Below are 18,519 nucleotides of genomic sequence, written 5' to 3' on the forward strand. Positions count from 1 at the left end.
GAACGGCTTGGGCAGGAAGCCCAAGACCGGTGCCCAAGCAAAGCAGGGACAGCGCCGCGCCGGGATCGTTCGTCATCAAGACGCGACAACAGGCGCATAGTCGAACTATGTCACTGTTGTCGCAACACAGAGGACGGACGACAAAGACAAGCGGGATGGTATGTCATTTGACAGAAATCGCCTTATCTCTTCCATACAACGATGGTATAGCTGGACCAGCTGCTGTAATACCCACGATGCCGCCACCTCGGCTTTCTCGGCGACGCGCTGCCGGGTCTGTTCAAGTGCATCGATATTGTGAGTTTTTGTGACCAGTTGCCCATCTGGTCAACTATATCAGCACAAAGGTTCATTACATGAGTGACTCACCCGGGTGAGTTGTCCTGTCTTGCCGGTGTGAATTTATGTGAGCTTCAGTGTTGTTTGTTCGGCAGTCATTGCATGGATGGATGTATGCGCATTCTTCAACGGCTAACACGACGTGCGCGCGCGAATCATGAACAGTGAACGTGCGAACGTTGGAAAGAGTAAGTACCAATCTGCGCTCCACCCATGCTCCACTCGCGCTCCATTTATGTGACTATCGTGGACAGTGAGTGACAACGAAACAGAAAAGCAGAAAGAAAAAAGCACTGTAAATACAGCGCCTTTTGTGGTCTTTGGTGGTCTGGGATAGTCTAGTAAAATGGTGCCGAGGAGAGGACTTGAACCTCCACGGGGTTACCCCCACTAGCACCTGAAGCTAGCGCGTCTACCAATTCCGCCACCTCGGCAAGGCGGCCATCCGGCTGTGGGAGCGCGCAATTTACCCACTGGCTTGCGGGTTGTCAATCCGGATCGGCGCATGCCCGGTCCCGGTCGAGAGATCTTTCAAGGTAACGCCTCGTGAGGCTGTGCGTTGGCTTAATGTATCACTGCACCCGTGACTTACGGTATCGTGCGGGAAAGCAGCGCACAAATTGGCTCCGCAGGTGACCTGTCCGATGGCCCGGGTTCTTACGGCAGCCCCGTCACCCTTTCAGATCCCCTGGAGCGGAGAGACCGTTTTCAGCACCAACGTCAATCTCGAGATCATCCATGCCGAAGAAGAAAAGATACAAGGACCGCTACCACGAACGGGAGGCGGGCAAGTACGACCGTCCTATACCCAGTCGCGAACTCATCCTTGAGGTGATCAAGGATCAAGGGCACCCGATACGTTTCGATGAGCTGACGGGCCTGTTGGGATTGGAGGAGGAAGTCGACCGGGTGGCGCTGGATCGGCGGTTGCGGGCGATGACGCGTGATGGGCAGGTATTGCGCAATCGCCGTGACGGGTACCTGCCGGTGGACGAGGCGCAACTGGTGCCGGGACGAGTGATCGGGCACCCGGACGGCTTCGGATTCCTGACCCCCGACGAGGGCGGCGACGACGTATTCCTGACCGCGCGCGAGATGCGAAGCCTGCTGCACGGGGACCGCGCGCTGGTGAGGATCACCGGTATTGACCGGCGGGGACGCCGGGAAGGCGCCGTGGTGGAGGTTCTGGAGCGCCGCAACGAGTCCGTGGTGGGCAGGTACTTTCAGGAAGGGGGCATCGGCTTCGTTGCGCCCGACAGCAAGCGGCTGAACCAGGATGTGCTGATCCCGCCGGAGAATATCGGCGAGGCCCGGGACGGGCAGATCGTCATCGCGGCCATCGTGGAGCAGCCCACGAAGCGCAACCAGCCGATCGGCAGGATCGTCGAGGTACTGGGCGATCACATGGCGCCGGGCATGGAGATCGACATCTCCATGCGCAGCTACGGCCTTCCGCACGAATGGCCGGAAACCGTGACGGCCGAGGCGGGCGAATTCCCGGCCGAGATTCCGCAATCGGCGGCGACCGGACGGGTGGATCTGCGCAAGCTGCCCCTGGTGACGATTGATGGGGAGGACGCGAAGGACTTTGACGATGCCGTCTATTGCGAGCCACAGGGCAAGGGTTGGCGGCTGCTGGTCGCGATCGCAGACGTATCGGCCTACGTGAATCCAGGCAGCGCGTTGGACGACGAGGCGAGGAACCGCGGGACCTCCGTCTATTTCCCGGGGCGTGTGATCCCCATGTTACCGGAGATCCTGTCTAACGCTCTGTGTTCGCTCAATCCCGGCGTCGACCGGCTTTGCATGTTGTGCGAGATGGAGATCGGCCCTCAAGGAAAGATCGGGAAATACCACTTTCGCGAGGCGGTCATGCGCTCGGCGGCGCGGTTGACCTACAACGAGGTCGCCGCGATCGTCATCGATCGTAATGTCAGGGCACGTCGCAACCACGGCGCGCTGGTCGACCACCTTGACGATCTGCACGCGGTCTTTCGTGCCCTGTTCCGGGCGCGCAAGCGCAGGGGGGCGATAGACTTCGAGACGACCGAGACGCAGATCGAGTTCGGACCCGGCAAGAAGATCGAAAAGATCGTGCCGCTGGTCCGCAACGACGCGCATCGGATGATCGAGGAGTGCATGATCGCGGCCAACGTGTGCGCGGCGCGCTATCTGCTTCGCCACCGGATGCCGGCGCTTTATCGTGTCCACGAGGGCCCGGCCGAAGATCGGCTCGAGGCCCTGCGCAGCTTCCTGGGGGAGGTGGCGCTGCAGCTCGGGGGCGGGGAATGCCCCGAACCGAAGGACTATGCGCGCCTGATCGATTCGATCGGGGAGCGGCCTGATGCCCATCTCATCCAGACCGTTCTGCTTCGGTCCCTTTCGCAGGCGGTTTACACCGCGGAGAACAACGGCCATTTCGGACTCTCGCTTGGGGCGTACGCGCATTTCACCTCCCCGATCCGGCGTTATCCCGACCTGCTGGTGCACCGGGCCATCCGTCACCGGCTGAGGGGCGGCAAACCGTCCGAGTTCCACTATGGTGTCGGCGAGATGCGGGCGCTGGGCGAGCATAGTTCGATGACCGAGCGACGGGCCGACGATGCGACGAGGGACGTGGTGTACTGGCTGAAGTGCGAGTACATGATGGACAAGGTCGGTGAGAGCTTCGACGGCGTGATCAGCTCGGTGACCTCCTTCGGACTTTTCGTGGAACTGGCGGACATCTACGTGGAGGGACTGGTGCATATGACGGCCCTGCCCGAGGATTATTATCACTTCGATCCTACTGGCCACAGGCTGGCGGGAGAACGTAGCGGCGCCGTCTATCGTCTCGGCGATCCTATGCGGGTTCGCGTCGTTCGGGTCAACCTGGACGAACGCAAGATCGACTTCGAACCCGAACACCTGGTGCAGCCGAAATCCGGCCGGGACCGAACCCGACCGCGGGTGCGCCGCAAGGGCAAGAAACGCACCGGACGCCGGTAATCCGTTAATCGTGAAGAGCGAGGAGTTCGTCTACGGGTTTCACGCGGTGTCGGCCGTGATCGAGACAGCGCCAGGGAATGTCCTCGAGTTCTGGGTTGACCCCGAACGGGGCGACGCCAGAATGACGGCGCTGATCCGGGCCGCGCGGCACGCGGGACTGCGGACCCAGCAGGCGAATGCACGGACCCTGACCCGAAAGGCGCGAACCGAACACCACCAGGGGGTGGTGGCCCGTTTCCGTAGGCCGGCGCCTCCGGGGCTCGAGGTGCTGGACGCGGTGTTGAACGGCAGGGCAGGGCCGGCATTGTTACTGGTGCTGGACCAGGTGACCGATCCCCATAATCTCGGCGCCTGCCTGCGGGTCGCCGAGGCCTCGGGTGCGCAGGCGGTCGTGGCGCCTCGCAAGGGTTCGGCAACGTTGACGCCCGCGGTGCGCGCCGTGGCGGCGGGATCGGCGGAGCGCGTGCCGTTCGTTACGGTCAACAACCTGGCCCGGTCGCTGCGCGAACTGCAGTCGCGGGGATTGTGGATCTACGGGCTCGCGGGAAACGGGGAGTCCTCGATCTATGACCTGGACTTGAGGGCGCCTTGCGTACTGGTGGCCGGCTCCGAAGGCAGGGGCCTGCGGCGCATGACGCGTGAACTCTGCGATCGGGTGGCCGCCATTCCGATGCAGGGCACGGTCGAGAGCCTCAACGCCTCGGTCGCTGCGGGGGTTGCGCTGTTCGAGGCGCGCAGGCAGCGGCTCGCGCAACCCGACCCTTCGATTGCGCCGACGACAGGGCTCAAGTAGAATCGCCCGTTTTTCAGACAACCCTTCTCTCCTTGCCTCACCGGCTGATGCGCCCCGACGGTGCCCGGTTCCGGGAGGCTACAACCCGAAAGGAGCCGATGATGAGACACTACGAAGTCGTGTTTCTGGTCCATCCTGACCAGAGTGAGCAGGTCCCCGCGATGGTCGAGCGCTACCGCTCGATGATCGAGACCGGAGGGGGTACGGTCCATCGCTTTGAAGACTGGGGCCGCAGGCAGCTCGCCTATCCCATTTCCAAGATGCACAAGGCGCACTACATTCTGATGAACATCGAGTGTGACCAGGCGACGCTCGACGAGTTGAACAACGCCTTCAGGTTCAACGATGCCGTGATCCGCAATCTGGTGATGACCATGAAGAAGGCTGTCACCGAGCCGTCCCCGCTCGCCCGTGAGCGCGAGAAGGAAAAGGAGAAAGGTAACGGCAGCCGTGAACCGGCCCGGGAGACCGAGCGGGACTCGGCCGATAAGGAAACCGCCGCCGGCTGAGTACGTTCGGTCGTGATACCCAACAGACTTTTCCAGAAGGATTGACCATGTCTCGTTATTTCAGACGTCGCAGATACTGCAAGTTCACCGTCGAAGGCATCACCGAGATCGACTACAAGGATCTCGAGCTGCTGAAGGGTTTCGTCTCGGAGGCCGGAAAGATCGTGCCCAGCCGCATCACCGGGACCAGCGCCCGTTACCAGCGGCAGCTGGCGAAGGCGGTCAAACGCGCCCGATATCTGGCGCTGTTGCCGTACAGCGACCGCCACTGATTCCAGTCGCGGATCAAGATCCGGCTCAGCGTTGTGACGCACCGGCTGCAGACGGTCATGCAAGGCGTCACTAACCCGGGTCTGAAGATACAGCTCGGCAAGGATTCCCGTGGGGTGAGCTCCCGATGATGGGCAAACTGGCCACCTACATCATGGCAGGCCGTTTGCAGGCGGCCACGGCAGTTCTGGGCTTCGTGGTGCTGGCGTTCGTCCTTCCGCCACTGTCGCTGCTGAGCGGCGCCGCCCTGGCCCTGGTTACGTTGCGGAGCGGAGCAAGCAACGGACTGCAGGTTGCCGCGCTGGCGTTAGCGGTGGCTACCGCCCTGGGGTGGCTGGCGTTGGGGACGCCGTCTGCAGGGCTGATTTTCGGCCTTGTTCAGTGGGCGCCGGTCTTCATCCTGGCACTGGTGCTTCGGTATACGATTTCACTGCGGCTTGCAGTCGGTACGGCGGCGGTGCTCGGTCTGGTACTACTCGGGGTTCTCCATACCGCGGTCCCGGACCTGGCGGCACTCTGGACGGCGTTGCTGGACGAGTACTTTCGAACGAACCTCGAGCAGGTCGAGGTTCCCGCCGAGCAGATTGACGAGACGCTGCAGACGGCTTCCGTGATCATGACGGGGGCGGTCGTTTCGTCGCTGATGTTGGTGGCGGTACTGTCGCTGCTGATCGCGCGCTGGTGGCAATCGGTGCTGTACAACCCGGGTGGGTTCCGGAGCGAGTTCCAGGAACTGAGGCTGGGCAGGCCCCTGGCGATCGTGGGTACCGCGTTGCTGGTGGCGGCGTATCTGCAGAAGTCGAGCGCCCTGACCGAAGCGGCCCTGGTGGCGCTGCTGCCGTTCCTGCTGCAGGGGATTGCCGTGGTTCACGGTCTCAGCGCCCGGTCCGCCAATCCGGTGCCCTGGCTGATCGGGCTCTACGCGCTGCTGATTATTGCGATGCCGCAGATGATGGCGGCCCTGATCGCCCTGGGCGTGATGGACAACTTCGTCGACCTGCGGAGGCGATTCGGCTCTCGACAGGGGCAGGGCGAGGATTGAAGCGGGAGTCGTGCGCCGCGCGAGTTCAGGCTTACCCGGGGGCGGGAGAGTCCTGGTCCGATTCACGAAATTGGTACCGGTAGTCCGGGGTCGCTCCGGCACATTGGCTACCCAAAATTTTACTTTTTTGAAGGTGCGAGACGATGGAAGTCATTCTGCTTGAGAAAATCGAGAACCTCGGGGGATTGGGGGAGAAGGTGAAGGTCAAGCCCGGACATGCCCGCAACTATCTGATCCCCCAAGGTAAGGCCAAGTTCGCGACGGCCGAGAACCTGGCCGAGTTCGAGGCGCGCCGTGCCGAGCTCGAGAACGCCGCGGCCGAAGGGTTCGAGGCCGCCGAGGCCCGCCGAGAGCAGATCGAGGGGCTGGTCGTGAACATCACGGTCAAGGCGGGCAGTGAGGGCAAGCTCTTCGGTTCGGTCGGTCCCGACGACATTGCCGCGGCGATTTCCGAGGCCGGAGCGGAAGTGGTCAAGCGCGAGGTGAGGATGCCCTCCGGCCCCATTCGCCAGACCGGGGAGTACGAGATCGGGATCCATCTCCATTCCGACGTCAACGTGGTCGTGACGGTCAACGTCGTTCCCGAGTAACACACAATCCTGACCGGGCTTCCCGTGGTTCCGGGCGGGAATCCGGATCGCCGGAGGGATCGCGGCGCTTGCCCTGAAGGGATATCGTGCGGGTCTACCGAGCCGATTCGGCCCGGCGCGCTGGCAGCAGGCATCCGGTACGATACCCAACGGGTCTTGATCCCATGTCAGACACTCCGCTAGCGCAGCGCAACAGGCCCGCAAGTATCGAAAGCCTCAAAGTCCCCCCGCATTCCATGGAAGCCGAGCAGTCCGTGCTCGGCGGCCTCGTGATCGACAACAACGCCTGGGACCAGGTCGCCGACCGTATCGCCGAGGTCGATTTCTACGTCTACGACCACCGCGTCATCTTCCGTGCGATCAGCGAACTCGCCGAGGCCGGAAAGCCCTTCGATCTCGTTACCCTCAGTGACTGGCTGGAGCAGCGAAAGGAGCTCAGCGAGGCCAGTGTCATGTCCTATCTGGGACAGCTCGCGAGAGACACGCCCAGTGCCGCCAATATTCGAGCCTACGCGGATATCGTGCGGGAAAAGTCCGTCCTCAGGCAGCTCATCACCGTCGGAACGGAAATCGCCGACAGCGGATTCAAAACCGAGGGGCAGGACACCAAGGCCTTACTCGACCAGGCCGAGCAGAAGGTCTTTGCCATCGCCGATCAGGGCGCGCGGGCGCATCAGGGGTTCCGCAGCATCAGTACCCTGCTCAAGTCCGCGGTCGACCGGATTGACGAGCTCTATGAGCGGGACGATCCGATCACCGGCCTGCCCACGGGGTTCGCCGAGTTCGACGAGAAGACCTCGGGGCTACAGAACGGCGACCTGATCATCGTCGCCGGCCGGCCCTCGATGGGCAAGACGGCGTTCGCGGTCAACATGGCGCAGTACGCTGCGGTCAAGCGCAACGCCGCGGTGGCGATCTTCAGCATGGAGATGCCGGGCGAACAACTGACCATGCGCATGCTATCCTCGCTGGGACGGATCGACCAGCACCGTCTGCGTAACGGCAGGCTGCTTCAGGAGGACTGGCCGCGGATCAGCAGCGCGGTCGCCATGCTCAGCGAGGTGCCGATCTTTATCGACGACTCGGCCAGTCTCACCCCGACCGAGCTGAGAGCTCGGGCGCGGCGGCTCAAGCGCGAGCACGACCTGAATCTGATCGTTGTCGACTATCTGCAGCTGATGCAGGTCACGGGCACCGCCGAGAACCGTGCGACCGAGATCTCGGAGATCTCCCGCAGCCTGAAGGGCCTTGCAAAGGAGCTGAGCGTCCCGGTGATCGCCCTTTCCCAGCTCAACCGCAGTCTGGAACAGCGCCCCAACAAACGGCCCATCATGTCGGACCTGCGTGAATCCGGGGCTATCGAGCAGGACGCCGACCTCATCGTTTTCATCTATCGCGACGAGGTATACAACGAGGAGTCGAACGACAAGGGGATCGCCGAGATCATTATCGGCAAGCAGCGCAACGGGCCGATCGACACGGTGCGCCTGACCTTCCTCGGCCAGTACACCAGTTTCGAGAATTACGTCTCCGAGTCGTACACCAGCGAGTCCTTCTGATGACCCGCAGCGCGTGCGTACGGATCGATCCGTACGCACTGCAGCACAACCTGGCGCGTGTCCGGCAGGCCGCACCCGGGAGTCGAGTCATGGCCGTCATCAAGGCCAACGCCTACGGTCACGGGGCCCTGACGGCGGCCTCGGCCCTGTCAGCGGCCGACGGCTTTGCCGTTGCCAACATTGCCGAGGCCGCGCGCCTGCGCGATGGCGGCGTTTCACACCCTCTGCTGGCGCTTCAGGGCTGCCGGGACGCAGCCGAGGTGGAACTCGCGGCGGCGCAGGACATCTGGATCGCGGTACAGCGACCGGATCAGATCGAGCTGCTGGAACGGGTCGGGCCGGCAAGGCCGCTGCGCGTCTGGCTGAAACTCAATACCGGTATGAATCGCCTCGGTCTCCCGGCAGCGGATGCGGCCCTTTGGCAAGAACGCCTGCTGCGGTTGCCCGCGGTGCGCGAGGACATCGTCCTGATGACGCATCTGGCCTGCGGTGACGACCGGGAGAATCCGGCCACCCAACGTCAGATCATTGCGTTCGATCATGCCGTTGCCGGACTGGCGGGTGAGCAGAGCATCGCCAATTCAGCCGGTGTGCTTGCCTTCCCCGGGGCACACCGGGACTGGGTGAGGCCCGGCATCATGCTCTACGGCTCGAGCCCTTTCCCCGATACCCATCCCGAGCACGAAGGGCTGCTACCGGCAATGACAGTGAGCGGTCCGCTGATCGCGATCGACGAGCGGCGCCGCGGAGAGGCCGTCGGTTACGGTGGGACCTGGGTGTGTCAGGAAGACATGCCGATCGGTGTCGCGGCCATCGGCTACGCCGACGGCTATCCCCGGCACGCGCCTTCGGGGACCCCGGTAGTGGTGAACGGACGGCGGGCCCGGCTCGCCGGCCGCGTTTCGATGGATATGATCACGATCGATCTGCGTGGTGTCGCGCGACCGCGAATCGGTGACGAGGTCGTTGGTTGGGGGGCGGATCCGGGTGTGGATGAGGTGGCCCGCGCCGCGGGGACGATCGGGTACGAGTTGCTGTGCAATGCCGGGCGCTGTCTCGACATGACGGGCCGCTGATCGTTCGTCACCCCTGCGCGGGTCCGGAATCAGCGCTCAAGCAGATCCAGTTTTCCGGGTTTGCCCGCCCAGTCGTCGGCGTCCGGGGGTGCGTCCTTCTTGGCCGTGATCACCGGCCATTCGCGGGACAGTTCCTCGTTTAATGCCAGAAAATGTTGCTGATCCGCAGAGAGGTCGTCTTCCGGGAGGATGGCCTCGACGGGACATTCGGGTTCGCAAAGGGTGCAGTCGATACACTCTTCCGGATCGATGACGAGAAAGTTCGGGCCTTCGTGAAAGCAATCGACGGGACATACCTCGACGCAGTCCGTGTACTTACATTTGATGCAGTCCTCAACGACGACAAAGGTCATCGGTTCTTCTCCATAGCAGCAGATATCGAATAATTCGCTATTCTAAATCGAAAGGGAACCCGCATACACATGGGGACACAACGAGCAGGTGAATCGGCGGTGAAAGACACCCCGTCGGCGCAACCGCGCCGACGGGCTTCGATGTCGGGGGAAAGGCGGCCGCTCATTTGACACATTCGGCATTGCCACCTATGTTTACAGGCAGTTGGGGCACACTTACCTGGCAAGGGCTGCAAAAATGAAGATCAAGTCGAATCTCCTTTCCCTGACGCTTGTCATCGCGATTGGCACAGCATCGGTCGCCGCTTCGGGCAAGGTGGCCGCGCAGTCCCAGTTCAGTGATGGCAGTCCTTCGCCAGCGGCGATGCTCGTCGATGGCGTCGTTGCCCGGCCACTGGGTCTGGGGGCGATGATCATCGGCGCGGCGACCTGGGTCATCACCCTGCCTTTCAGTCTGATCGGCGGAAATCCAGGAGAAGCCGGACGCCAGCTGGTCGGTGAACCGATACGCTTTACCTTCCGACGTCCGCTCGGCGAATTTCCGTGATAAACTTGAATACCACTTCCTGATTTCCCCGATGCCGGGCATACCCTGCTCCGCTTCATTGCAGCGCTATTCCCTGGTGCCGGGGCTCCGCCACGGCACCGCGTCATTGCGGCTCTGCCGTGGATGCCTCGCGCACGATCGGGCCGGCGAAGCATGAGGGTCTTACGTCCCTCTCCCTTCAATCCAGTGCCGCCTTCATCCGATAGACCAGGTCGAGCGCCTCCCTAGGCGTGAGCGAATCGGGGTCCGATTCCCCGAGCAGCCGCAGGGCCGCCAGTCCGGGTTGCGGTTCCAGCGCCAACGTGAGTTGCGGGCCCGAACTCTGCGGTGTGACGCTCTGGTTCTCGAGCAGTCGAAGTCTGTCCCTCGCGCGCGCCAGCGTTCCTGGCGGGACCCCCGCGAGCTGTGCCACCTGGATCCCGTAGCTCTGGTTTGCCGGACCGTCCTTCAAGGCGTGCAGAAACACGATCCGTTCGCCGTGCTCCATCGCGTCGATGTGAACGTTCGCCACGGTAGCGTGCTGTTCGGGCAGCGCGGTGAGTTCGAAATAATGCGTTGCAAATAGTGTAAAGGACCGGGTTTCCTCGGCCAGGTGTGCCGCGCATGCCCAGGCCAGCGAGAGGCCGTCGAAGGTGCTCGTGCCCCGGCCGATTTCGTCCATCAGCACCAGGCTGCACTCGGTGGCGTTGTTGAGTATGTTCGCGGTCTCGGTCATCTCCACCATGAACGTGGATTGCCCGGAGGCGAGGTCGTCCGCCGCACCGATACGCGTGAAGATCCGATCCACCGGTCCGATGACCGCGCGGCTCGCCGGTACGAAGCAGCCGATGTGGGCCATCAGTACGATGAGCGCGGACTGGCGCATGTAGGTGGATTTTCCCCCCATGTTCGGCCCGGTGATCACCAGCATGCGACGTTCCGGGTCCAGGCACAGGTCGTTCGGCACGAAGGGATCGTCCAGGACCCGCTCGACGACGGGATGCCGGCCGCCCTCGATGTTCATCCCCGGTTCCCCGGTCAGGATCGGCTTGACGTAATCCAGGGTCCCGGCGCGTTCCGCGAAACAGCAAAGCACGTCCAGCTCCGCGAGCGCAGACGCACAGGTCTGCAATGGCAGGATGGAACGTCTCAGTTCTCCCAGCAGGCCTTCCCAGGCGGCTTTCTCGCGGGCAAGGGAACGTTCGCGGGCGCTTAGCACCTTTTCCTCGAAGCGCTTGAGTTCCGGGGTGATGTAACGCTCGGCCCCCTTGAGCGTCTGCCTGCGGGTGTAGTCCTCCGGCGCCCTGTCGGCCTGCGCGCGGGAGATCTCGATGTAGTAGCCATGGACGCGGTTGTAGGCCACCTTCAGGTTCGCGATGCCGGTGCGCTCGCGCTCGCGTTGCTCCAGTCCCATCAGGAAGCCGTCTGCGTTCTCGCTGATGGCGCGAAGCTCGTCGAGCTCGGCATCGAAACCCGGGGCGATCACCCCGCCGTCACGGATCAGCACGGGTGGATTCTCCACCAGGGCGCGTTGCAGTAGGCCGAGTACCTGCGGGTGTTCCCCCAGGCGCTCGTGGATTTCCCGAAGCAGGGCTGTGTCCGGGGGGGCGGTCAGGGTCCGCAGTTCCGGCAGCAGGGCGAGTGTGTCGCGCAGGCCCGAGAGGTCTCGGGGGCGGGCGGAGCCCAGCGACACGCGCGCCAGGATCCGCTCCATGTCCGAGATGCCGCGCAGCATATCGGTGACCGGTGTGAAGCAACCCGATGTAATGAGTGTATCGATCGCGTCGAAGCGCGCCTGCAGCAGTCCACGTCCGCGCAGTGGCGAACCGATCCAGCGTCTCAGGCAGCGCGCGCCCATCGCGCTGGCGGTACGATCGAGCACGTGTACGAGGGTGTGCTCCGAACCCCCGGAAAGCGTGGTCTCTATCTCCAGGTTGCGCCGGCTCGCGGCATCGAGAACCACCGCATCGCCGGAGAGTTCGGTTCGCAGTGAATTGATATGGGGAAGGGCCGAGCGCTGGGTGTCCTTCACGTACTGCAGCAATGCCCCGGCGGCACCGATGGCTGGCCCCATATCCTGGCACCCGAAGCCATTGAGGTCGTTGACACCGAACTGCTCGCACAGGGTGCGACGCCCCGTTTCGCTATCGAAATGCCAGGGGGCGAGCCGGTGAACTCCACCGCGGTCAAGCGTGGGGCCCTGGTCTTCCGAGACCAGGGTTTCGGCGGGTTTGAGCCTTTCGAGTTCGGCCTGCAAGGCCTCCACTCCGGTCACCTCCTTGACCACGAACCGACCCACGCTCAGTTCGAGCGCTGCGATACCGTAGACCCCGTCCGCACTCGAGACGGCGAGCAGCAGGTTGTCGCGCCGTTCGTCCAGCAGGGCGTCCTCGGTGATGGTGCCCGGCGTCACGATGCGAACCACCTTGCGCTCGACCGGTCCCTTGGCCGCTGCCGGATCGCCGATCTGCTCGGCCAGGGCCACCGATTCCCCGAGTCGCACGAGCCTTGCGAGGTAGTTGTCCACCGCGTGCACCGGGACACCCGCCATCGGGATGGGTTCCCCCGCCGAGCGCCCGCGTGCGGTCAGTGTCAGATCGAGCAGCTCCGCGGCTCGGCGCGCGTCGTCGTAGAAGAGTTCGTAGAAGTCGCCCATGCGGTAGAAAAGGAGGATGTCGGGGTGCTCCGCCTTGATGCCGAGATACTGCTGCATCATGGGGGTGTGGGCGGGGAACTGTTCCTCCGGGAGTGCCATGCGCCGGGAGTGTATCGATCGGGGAGGCGTCCGGGCAAGCCCCGGTTTCTTGTCTGGTGGTGCGGCGCGCCGGTGCTTGTCACTCGGGGGGCCGCCTCGCTATGGTGTCCCCATGAAAGAGGAGATCGAGCGACTGGCGTTGCGGTGCGGGCATGCCCTGCGTGACCGGGGCTGGCGGCTGGCGACGGCCGAGTCGTGTACGGGGGGGTGGGTCGCGAAATGCGTCACCGATATCGCGGGCAGTTCGACCTGGTTCGATCGTGGCTTCGTCACTTACAGCAACGCGGCCAAGCGCGAGATGCTGGGTGTGCGCGAGGACACCCTGGAGGGGCACGGCGCGGTGAGCGAGCAGACTGTCGGCGAGATGGCGGCAGGCGCACTGGGTCGCAGCCTGGCGAACGTGGCCCTCGCGGTCAGCGGCATCGCCGGCCCGGACGGCGGGACGGCGGACAAGCCGGTGGGTACGGTGTGGTTTGCCTGGAAGACGCAGGCGGCCGCCGCGGTGACGGAGCGACGGTATTTTATCGGTGACCGCGATGCCGTGCGCCGCCAGGCGGTGAGGGTCGCACTCGAAGGTGTACTGGCGATTGTCCGATAAGCCCGTTACCCGAAGACTGTTCTTCGCGTTGTGGCCCGACGACGCCACGCGTGCACGGATCGCGCGCCTGGCCAGGGAGCTGCCACGAAAACGGGGCAGGCCAATGGCGAGCGAGAACCTGCACGCGACACTCGCGTTCGTGGGCAACGTGAGCGAGAGCACGGCATCGTGCCTGGAGGAGCGGGCAGCGAAAGTCCCGGTCGAGCCCTTCGATCTGCAACTCGACCGGACCGGCTGCTTTCCCCGCACCGGTGTCCTGTGGCTGGGCGCAGGACAAATCCCGTCGGCACTCGAGCGCATGGTGCGGGAATTGAACACCGCCCTGGCGCCCTGTGGCTACGCGCCGGACCCGAGGCCCTTGCATCTGCATATCACGCTGTTCCGTAAGGCCCGCCCGTCTCCCGAGACCCCTGAGGCGGTCGACCCGATCCCCTGGCGTGTCGAGGGATTCTCGCTGATCGAGTCGGTGAGCATCCGGGGTGGTGTGCGATACCATCCGGTACGGGACTACACCCACTGACGCGACCCGTCAGGCCGCAGGACGGACCGGACCGGGATCGACCCCGTGATTCCTCGGGGCGCATGTCAAGGCAAACGGTTATGTGGAATAATCCGCTTGTTTAGAGATTTGCCCAATCGACGGGGCGGCGTTTTCGCAGGCGCGGTCGTTCGCTCGACGGCACGAATCGGGAGGATGTACGTGGACGAAAAAAGACAGAAGGCGCTGGCCGCGGCGCTCGGGCAGATCGAACGTCAGTTTGGCAAGGGCGCGGTCATGCGCATGGGTGACGCGACCGAGCGCAACGTAGAAGTGATCTCCACCGGTTCCCTGGGTCTCGATATCGCCTTGGGTATCGGTGGCCTGCCCAAGGGGCGCGTGGTCGAGGTCTTTGGCCCGGAGTCCTCCGGCAAGACCACGCTGACCCTTCAGGTGATCGCGGAGTGCCAGAAGCTGGGCGGGACCGCGGCCTTCATCGACGCCGAGCACGCGCTCGATCCCGGGTACGCGGGAAAACTGGGTGTGAACGTCGACGACCTGCTGGTCTCGCAGCCGGATACGGGCGAGCAGGCGTTGGAGATCGCCGACATGCTGGTGCGCTCCGGCGCAGTGGATGTCGTCATCATCGACTCGGTGGCCGCGCTGACGCCGAAGGCCGAGATCGAGGGCGACATGGGCGACTCGCACGTTGGCCTGCATGCACGGTTGATGTCTCAGGCCTTGCGCAAACTCACCGGGAACATCAAGCGGTCGAACACCATGGTGATCTTCATCAACCAGATCCGCATGAAGATCGGTGTGATGTTCGGCAATCCCGAGACGACGACCGGCGGCAACGCGCTGAAGTTCTACGCCTCCGTTCGGTTGGACATCCGGCGTATCGGCGCGATAAAGCGCGGAGACGAGGTCGTGGGCAGCGAAACGCGCGTCAAGGTGGTCAAGAACAAGATGGCGCCGCCGTTCAAAAAGGCCGAGTTCGAGATCCTCTACGGTGACGGTATCTCGCGTATGGGTGAACTCGTCGACCTCGGCGTGCAGGAGGGGCTGATCGGCAAGTCGGGTGCGTGGTACAGCTACGGCAACGATCGCATCGGCCAGGGAAAGGAGAATGCGCGGCAGTTCCTGAAGGAGAACCCGGATGTCGCCGAGGCCGTGGAGGCCGCGCTGCGCGAACGGTTTCTGCCCGAGCAGCACGTGAAGACGAGTGAGGAGGCCGAACCTGCCGAGGCGTAGCGCAGAGGAACGCGCCCTCGGCCTGCTGGCGCGTCGCGAACATGCACGTGCCGAACTCGAGGGAAAGCTGCGGCGCGCCGGGATAGGCGCAGAGGAGTGCAATGTCGTACTCGACCGTCTCGAGGACGAGGGCCTCCTCAGCGATGCCAGGTTCGCGGAGAATTTTGTCCGTTCGCGTCGCGAACGAGGGTACGGACCGCTGAAGATCGCCGCCGAGCTTCGCCAGCGTAACGTGTCAGAAAGTATAGTAAACAGCGAGTTGTCAAGTCTTGATGATAAATGGATTGAAGTTGCGAAAACCCTGTATCGAAAACGTTGGGCCGCCGGTGACATCCCGGATTACAGGGAGAAGGCACGAAGGGCGCGCTTTCTCTCCGGTCGTGGGTTCCCGGAGGACGTCGTGAGGCGGGTATTGAGGGATCCGGGATGAGTGTGCCTTGCAAGACAGGGCCACAGAGGGATTCGTCGGGAACCTGACGCGATGAAGACGACGGCCGACCTACGACGCGGATTTCTCGACTATTTCCGGGAACGCGGGCACGAGATTGTGCCTTCCAGCCCCTTGGTGCCCGCGAACGACCCTACGCTGCTGTTCACCAACGCCGGCATGGTTCAGTTCAAGGACCTGTTTCTCGGGCGCGAGACACGGTCCTATACCCGGGCGGCAAGCAGCCAGCGTTGCGTGCGCGCCGGCGGCAAGCACAATGACCTGGAAAACGTCGGTTATACCGCGCGCCATCACACCTTCTTCGAGATGCTGGGCAATTTCAGCTTCGGGGATTACTTCAAGCGTGAGGCCATCGAGTACGCCTGGGATTTTCTCACACGCGTCCTCGATATTCCCGAGGAGCGCCTCTGGGTCACGGTGTACGAAGAAGACGACGAGGCGGCCGAAATCTGGCTGAATGAGCTAGGGGTTTCCGCCGACCGGTTCCGGCGCATCGGCGCCTCCGACAATTTTTGGACCATGGGCGACACGGGGCCGTGCGGTCCATGTTCCGAGATCTTTTACGATCATGGTTCGGCGGTTTTCGGCGGTCCACCGGGCAGTCCCGACGCCGAAGGCGATCGCTATGTCGAGGTCTGGAACCTGGTTTTTACGCAATACGGCCGGGACACTAATGGTACGCTGAATCCCATCTCGAACCCTTCCATCGATACCGGTATGGGCCTGGAGCGTCTAGCCGCAGTGATGCAGGGCGTCCATAATAACTACGATATCGACCTGTTCCGCCATCTCACCAACGCGGTGGTGGATCTCGTGCAGCCGCAGGACCCGGAAAGTCCTTCGGTTCGTGTGATCGCCGACCATATACGCTCCTGCGCCTTCCTCATCTCCGACGGGGTCCTGCCGGCGAACGAAGGGCGTGGTTACGTGTTGCGCCGCATCATCCGCCGTGCCGTGCGCCACGGTCATGCACTGGGTTTAAGGGAGCCCTTCTTCAACCGGCTCGTCACACCGCTGGCCGATGTCATGGGCGATGCCTACCCGGAACTGGTCGAGGCCCGTACCCGGGTCGAGCAGGCGCTGTTGCGGGAGGAGACGCGTTTTGCCGAGACCCTGGATCAGGGCTTGCGTATCCTGGAAGAGGACGTATCGCGACTGTCGGGGGAGGTGATCCCCGGAGAGACCATCTTCCGTCTCTACGACACCTACGGTTTTCCGGCGGATCTGACCGCCGATATCGCGCGCGAACGCGGCCTGCAGCTCGACATGGCGGGTTTCGAGCAACATATGGCCGCACAGCGCGAGCGTGCCCGGCGCGCCAGCCGGTTCGGTTCGGAGCAAGCCCTGTCGCTGGGAGATTTCGAGGGGGAAACCCGGTTTACCGGGTACGACGGTTGTGCGGACGAGGGTACGGTAATCGCCCTTTACCGTGATGGTGCCGCGGTCGAGTCCCTCGGCGAAGGTGAGCAAGGTGTTGTGTTTCTCGACCGAACACCTTTCTACGCGGAGTCCGGGGGGCAGGTCGGAGACATCGGGACCCTGAGCTCCGGCGAGTCGCGATTTCGGGTGAGCGACACTCAGAAACAGGGGGCGGCTCACGCGCATATGGGCGGGGTCGAGTCCGGTGCGATCAGCGTTGGACAACGCCTCGACGCGGAGGTGGACCGCGAACGCCGGCAGTCCGTGGTGCTGAATCACTCCGCCACCCATCTGCTGCACGCCGCCCTGCGTACCGTACTCGGGACGCATGTTACACAAAAGGGTTCATTGGTCGCGCCGGACCGGTTGCGATTCGATTTCTCTCATCCCGATCCGGTCACGCAGGAGGAACTCACGGAGATCGAACGCCTGGTCAATCGCGAGATCCGGGCGAATGCGGCGGCCAGTGCACGCGTGGTGGATATGGACAAAGCCATGGAGCTCGGCGCCATGGCCCTGTTCGGAGAGAAATACGGTGACGAGGTGCGGGTGCTGTCCATCGGGGATTTCTCGACCGAGCTCTGTGGCGGTACCCACGTCGAGCGGGCTGGTGATATCGGGTTGCTGAAGATCATTTCCGAGACCGGCATTTCCGCCGGCGTCAGGCGAATCGAGGCGGTTACGGGCCAGGGTGCCCTCGACTGGATCGATCAACACGAAAAGACCCTGGAGCGGGTCGCCGAACTGGTCAAGGGTGCCCGTGACGAGGTGGGCGAGAAGGTCGGCCAACTGGTCGCGCGCACCCGTGTTCTAGAAAAGGAACTGGACAGGTTGAAGGCCGGCATGGCGCGGCAGACCGGTTCGGACCTGGCGGCACGGGCGGTGGATGTCGCAGGTATCAAGGTGCTGGCGGCCGCGATCGATGGTGCCGACCCGAAGTCGTTGCGCGAGACGGCGGATCAGCTCAAGAACAAACTGGGAGAATCAGCGGTCGTGCTGGCGACGGTCCGGGATGGCAAGGTCAACCTCGTTGCCGGGGTGAGCAAGGGCTCGACCGGGCTTATAAGGGCCGGTGACCTCGTCAATGAAGTCGCGAGGCAGGTCGGAGGCCGCGGCGGAGGACGCCCCGACATGGCGCAGGCCGGAGGCAACGATCCCTCGGCGCTGCAGGGCGCCCTGCAAAGCGTTCCGGCCTGGGTGGAATCGCAGCTCGGGAACTCATAGTCGTCCCATTCCCAAATTGAACGAATCAGCTTGCCACGCCTGTGGCTCCTGTTAATAAATTACCTTAGAGCCTCTTGCAAAACTCCCAAGACCAGCGAATTACTTGGCGATTCGAGGCCGATAAATGAGTGTGCCCGGTTCATTGTTGGTAAAATAAGGGTGAGCTTAAACTGATTTCAAGTAGATTACAGCATAGCAATAAGCGTAAAGGCGCTATACCTACCTGATATTCCATCCTGCCACTTGTTAACGCACCCCCAATCGAAGCGTTTTTTAACGTGGCGCATTTCCTTGTGGG

Annotated in this window: 16 protein-coding genes and 1 tRNA gene; 14 read left to right on the forward strand and 3 right to left on the reverse strand. The window is 63.2% G+C overall.

Translation table 11 applies throughout. The annotated features are described in order from the left end of the window. Positions 1 to 686: 686 nt before the first annotated feature. Positions 687 to 773, reverse strand: a tRNA-Leu gene (locus tag LJE91_00835). Between the two features lie 304 nt (positions 774 to 1,077). On the opposite strand from LJE91_00835, the gene rnr reads away from it, so the two are divergent. From rnr to alr, 8 genes are all read left to right on the forward strand, one after another. After that, complete coding sequence (gene rnr / locus LJE91_00840; protein MCG6867307.1) at positions 1,078 to 3,327, forward strand: ribonuclease R; 2,250 nt, start codon at positions 1,078 to 1,080, stop codon at positions 3,325 to 3,327. Between the two features lie 10 nt (positions 3,328 to 3,337). Next, on the forward strand, positions 3,338 to 4,120 hold the full coding sequence (gene rlmB, locus LJE91_00845) for a 23S rRNA (guanosine(2251)-2'-O)-methyltransferase RlmB (protein MCG6867308.1): 783 nt from the start codon (positions 3,338 to 3,340) through the stop codon (positions 4,118 to 4,120). 101 nt (positions 4,121 to 4,221) lie between these two features. Next, positions 4,222 to 4,629, forward strand: coding sequence for a 30S ribosomal protein S6 (gene rpsF, locus LJE91_00850; GenBank protein MCG6867309.1), 408 nt, complete (start codon positions 4,222 to 4,224; stop codon positions 4,627 to 4,629). A 47-nt stretch (positions 4,630 to 4,676) separates the two neighbouring features. Beyond that, positions 4,677 to 4,901, forward strand: a complete 225-nt coding sequence (gene rpsR / locus LJE91_00855; protein MCG6867310.1) for a 30S ribosomal protein S18 — start codon at positions 4,677 to 4,679, stop codon at positions 4,899 to 4,901. A gap of 125 nt (positions 4,902 to 5,026) precedes the next feature. Further along, a complete protein-coding gene (locus LJE91_00860; protein ID MCG6867311.1) occupies positions 5,027 to 5,941 on the forward strand; it encodes a DUF2232 domain-containing protein in 915 nt (304 codons plus the stop codon). Positions 5,942 to 6,084: 143 nt separating this feature from the next. Then, positions 6,085 to 6,531: a 50S ribosomal protein L9 gene (rplI, locus tag LJE91_00865; protein ID MCG6867312.1), complete on the forward strand. Its 447-nt coding sequence runs from the start codon at positions 6,085 to 6,087 to the stop codon at positions 6,529 to 6,531. 164 nt (positions 6,532 to 6,695) lie between these two features. Then, positions 6,696 to 8,090 carry a replicative DNA helicase gene (gene dnaB, locus LJE91_00870; protein ID MCG6867313.1) on the forward strand — a complete coding sequence of 465 codons (1,395 nt, stop codon included), beginning with the start codon at positions 6,696 to 6,698 and terminating at the stop codon, positions 8,088 to 8,090. Further along, entirely contained in the window at positions 8,090 to 9,166 is a 1,077-nt protein-coding gene (alr, locus tag LJE91_00875) for an alanine racemase (GenBank protein MCG6867314.1), read from the forward strand. Before dnaB ends, alr begins: the two co-directional genes overlap by 1 nt. Positions 9,167 to 9,195: 29 nt before the next feature. Here the strand turns inward: alr and LJE91_00880 are convergent, their stop codons facing one another. Beyond that, positions 9,196 to 9,519 carry a ferredoxin family protein gene (locus tag LJE91_00880; protein ID MCG6867315.1) on the reverse strand — a complete coding sequence of 108 codons (324 nt, stop codon included), beginning with the start codon at positions 9,517 to 9,519 and terminating at the stop codon, positions 9,196 to 9,198. Positions 9,520 to 9,757: 238 nt separating this feature from the next. Between LJE91_00880 and LJE91_00885 the strand changes: the two genes are divergently transcribed. Beyond that, positions 9,758 to 10,066 carry a hypothetical protein gene (locus tag LJE91_00885; protein ID MCG6867316.1) on the forward strand — a complete coding sequence of 103 codons (309 nt, stop codon included), beginning with the start codon at positions 9,758 to 9,760 and terminating at the stop codon, positions 10,064 to 10,066. 178 nt (positions 10,067 to 10,244) lie between these two features. Here the strand turns inward: LJE91_00885 and mutS are convergent, their stop codons facing one another. Continuing rightward, positions 10,245 to 12,800 carry a DNA mismatch repair protein MutS gene (gene mutS, locus LJE91_00890; GenBank protein ID MCG6867317.1) on the reverse strand — a complete coding sequence of 852 codons (2,556 nt, stop codon included), beginning with the start codon at positions 12,798 to 12,800 and terminating at the stop codon, positions 10,245 to 10,247. A 112-nt stretch (positions 12,801 to 12,912) separates the two neighbouring features. Between mutS and pncC the strand changes: the two genes are divergently transcribed. The 5 genes from pncC to alaS all read left to right on the forward strand — a co-directional run bounded on the left by pncC (position 12,913) and on the right by alaS (position 18,221). Continuing rightward, positions 12,913 to 13,398: a nicotinamide-nucleotide amidase gene (gene pncC / locus LJE91_00895; GenBank protein ID MCG6867318.1), complete on the forward strand. Its 486-nt coding sequence runs from the start codon at positions 12,913 to 12,915 to the stop codon at positions 13,396 to 13,398. Further along, a complete protein-coding gene (gene thpR, locus LJE91_00900) occupies positions 13,388 to 13,918 on the forward strand; it encodes an RNA 2',3'-cyclic phosphodiesterase (GenBank protein ID MCG6867319.1) in 531 nt (176 codons plus the stop codon). Before pncC ends, thpR begins: the two co-directional genes overlap by 11 nt. Before the next feature lie 180 nt (positions 13,919 to 14,098). Beyond that, on the forward strand, positions 14,099 to 15,130 hold the full coding sequence (gene recA / locus LJE91_00905; protein MCG6867320.1) for a recombinase RecA: 1,032 nt from the start codon (positions 14,099 to 14,101) through the stop codon (positions 15,128 to 15,130). Next, entirely contained in the window at positions 15,102 to 15,560 is a 459-nt protein-coding gene (locus LJE91_00910) for a recombination regulator RecX (protein MCG6867321.1), read from the forward strand. Before recA ends, LJE91_00910 begins: the two co-directional genes overlap by 29 nt. Before the next feature lie 51 nt (positions 15,561 to 15,611). Further along, a complete protein-coding gene (gene alaS / locus LJE91_00915) occupies positions 15,612 to 18,221 on the forward strand; it encodes an alanine--tRNA ligase (protein MCG6867322.1) in 2,610 nt (869 codons plus the stop codon). Positions 18,222 to 18,519: the final 298 nt, after the last annotated feature.

The organism is Gammaproteobacteria bacterium, from assembly GCA_022340215.1.
Classification (GTDB): Bacteria; Pseudomonadota; Gammaproteobacteria; order JAJDOJ01; family JAJDOJ01; genus JAJDOJ01.

Coding starts and splice junctions, on each gene's coding strand:
- dnaB (MCG6867313.1), top strand. CDS start 6,696: ATGTCAGACACTCCGCTAGCGCAGCGCAACAGGCCCGCAAGTATCGAA.
- rpsF (MCG6867309.1), top strand. CDS start 4,222: ATGAGACACTACGAAGTCGTGTTTCTGGTCCATCCTGACCAGAGTGAG.
- mutS (MCG6867317.1), bottom strand. CDS start 12,800: ATGGCACTCCCGGAGGAACAGTTCCCCGCCCACACCCCCATGATGCAG.
- alr (MCG6867314.1), top strand. CDS start 8,090: ATGACCCGCAGCGCGTGCGTACGGATCGATCCGTACGCACTGCAGCAC.
- rplI (MCG6867312.1), top strand. CDS start 6,085: ATGGAAGTCATTCTGCTTGAGAAAATCGAGAACCTCGGGGGATTGGGG.
- pncC (MCG6867318.1), top strand. CDS start 12,913: ATGAAAGAGGAGATCGAGCGACTGGCGTTGCGGTGCGGGCATGCCCTG.
- alaS (MCG6867322.1), top strand. CDS start 15,612: ATGAAGACGACGGCCGACCTACGACGCGGATTTCTCGACTATTTCCGG.
- LJE91_00860 (MCG6867311.1), top strand. CDS start 5,027: ATGATGGGCAAACTGGCCACCTACATCATGGCAGGCCGTTTGCAGGCG.
- rpsR (MCG6867310.1), top strand. CDS start 4,677: ATGTCTCGTTATTTCAGACGTCGCAGATACTGCAAGTTCACCGTCGAA.
- rnr (MCG6867307.1), top strand. CDS start 1,078: ATGCCGAAGAAGAAAAGATACAAGGACCGCTACCACGAACGGGAGGCG.
- LJE91_00880 (MCG6867315.1), bottom strand. CDS start 9,519: ATGACCTTTGTCGTCGTTGAGGACTGCATCAAATGTAAGTACACGGAC.
- LJE91_00885 (MCG6867316.1), top strand. CDS start 9,758: ATGAAGATCAAGTCGAATCTCCTTTCCCTGACGCTTGTCATCGCGATT.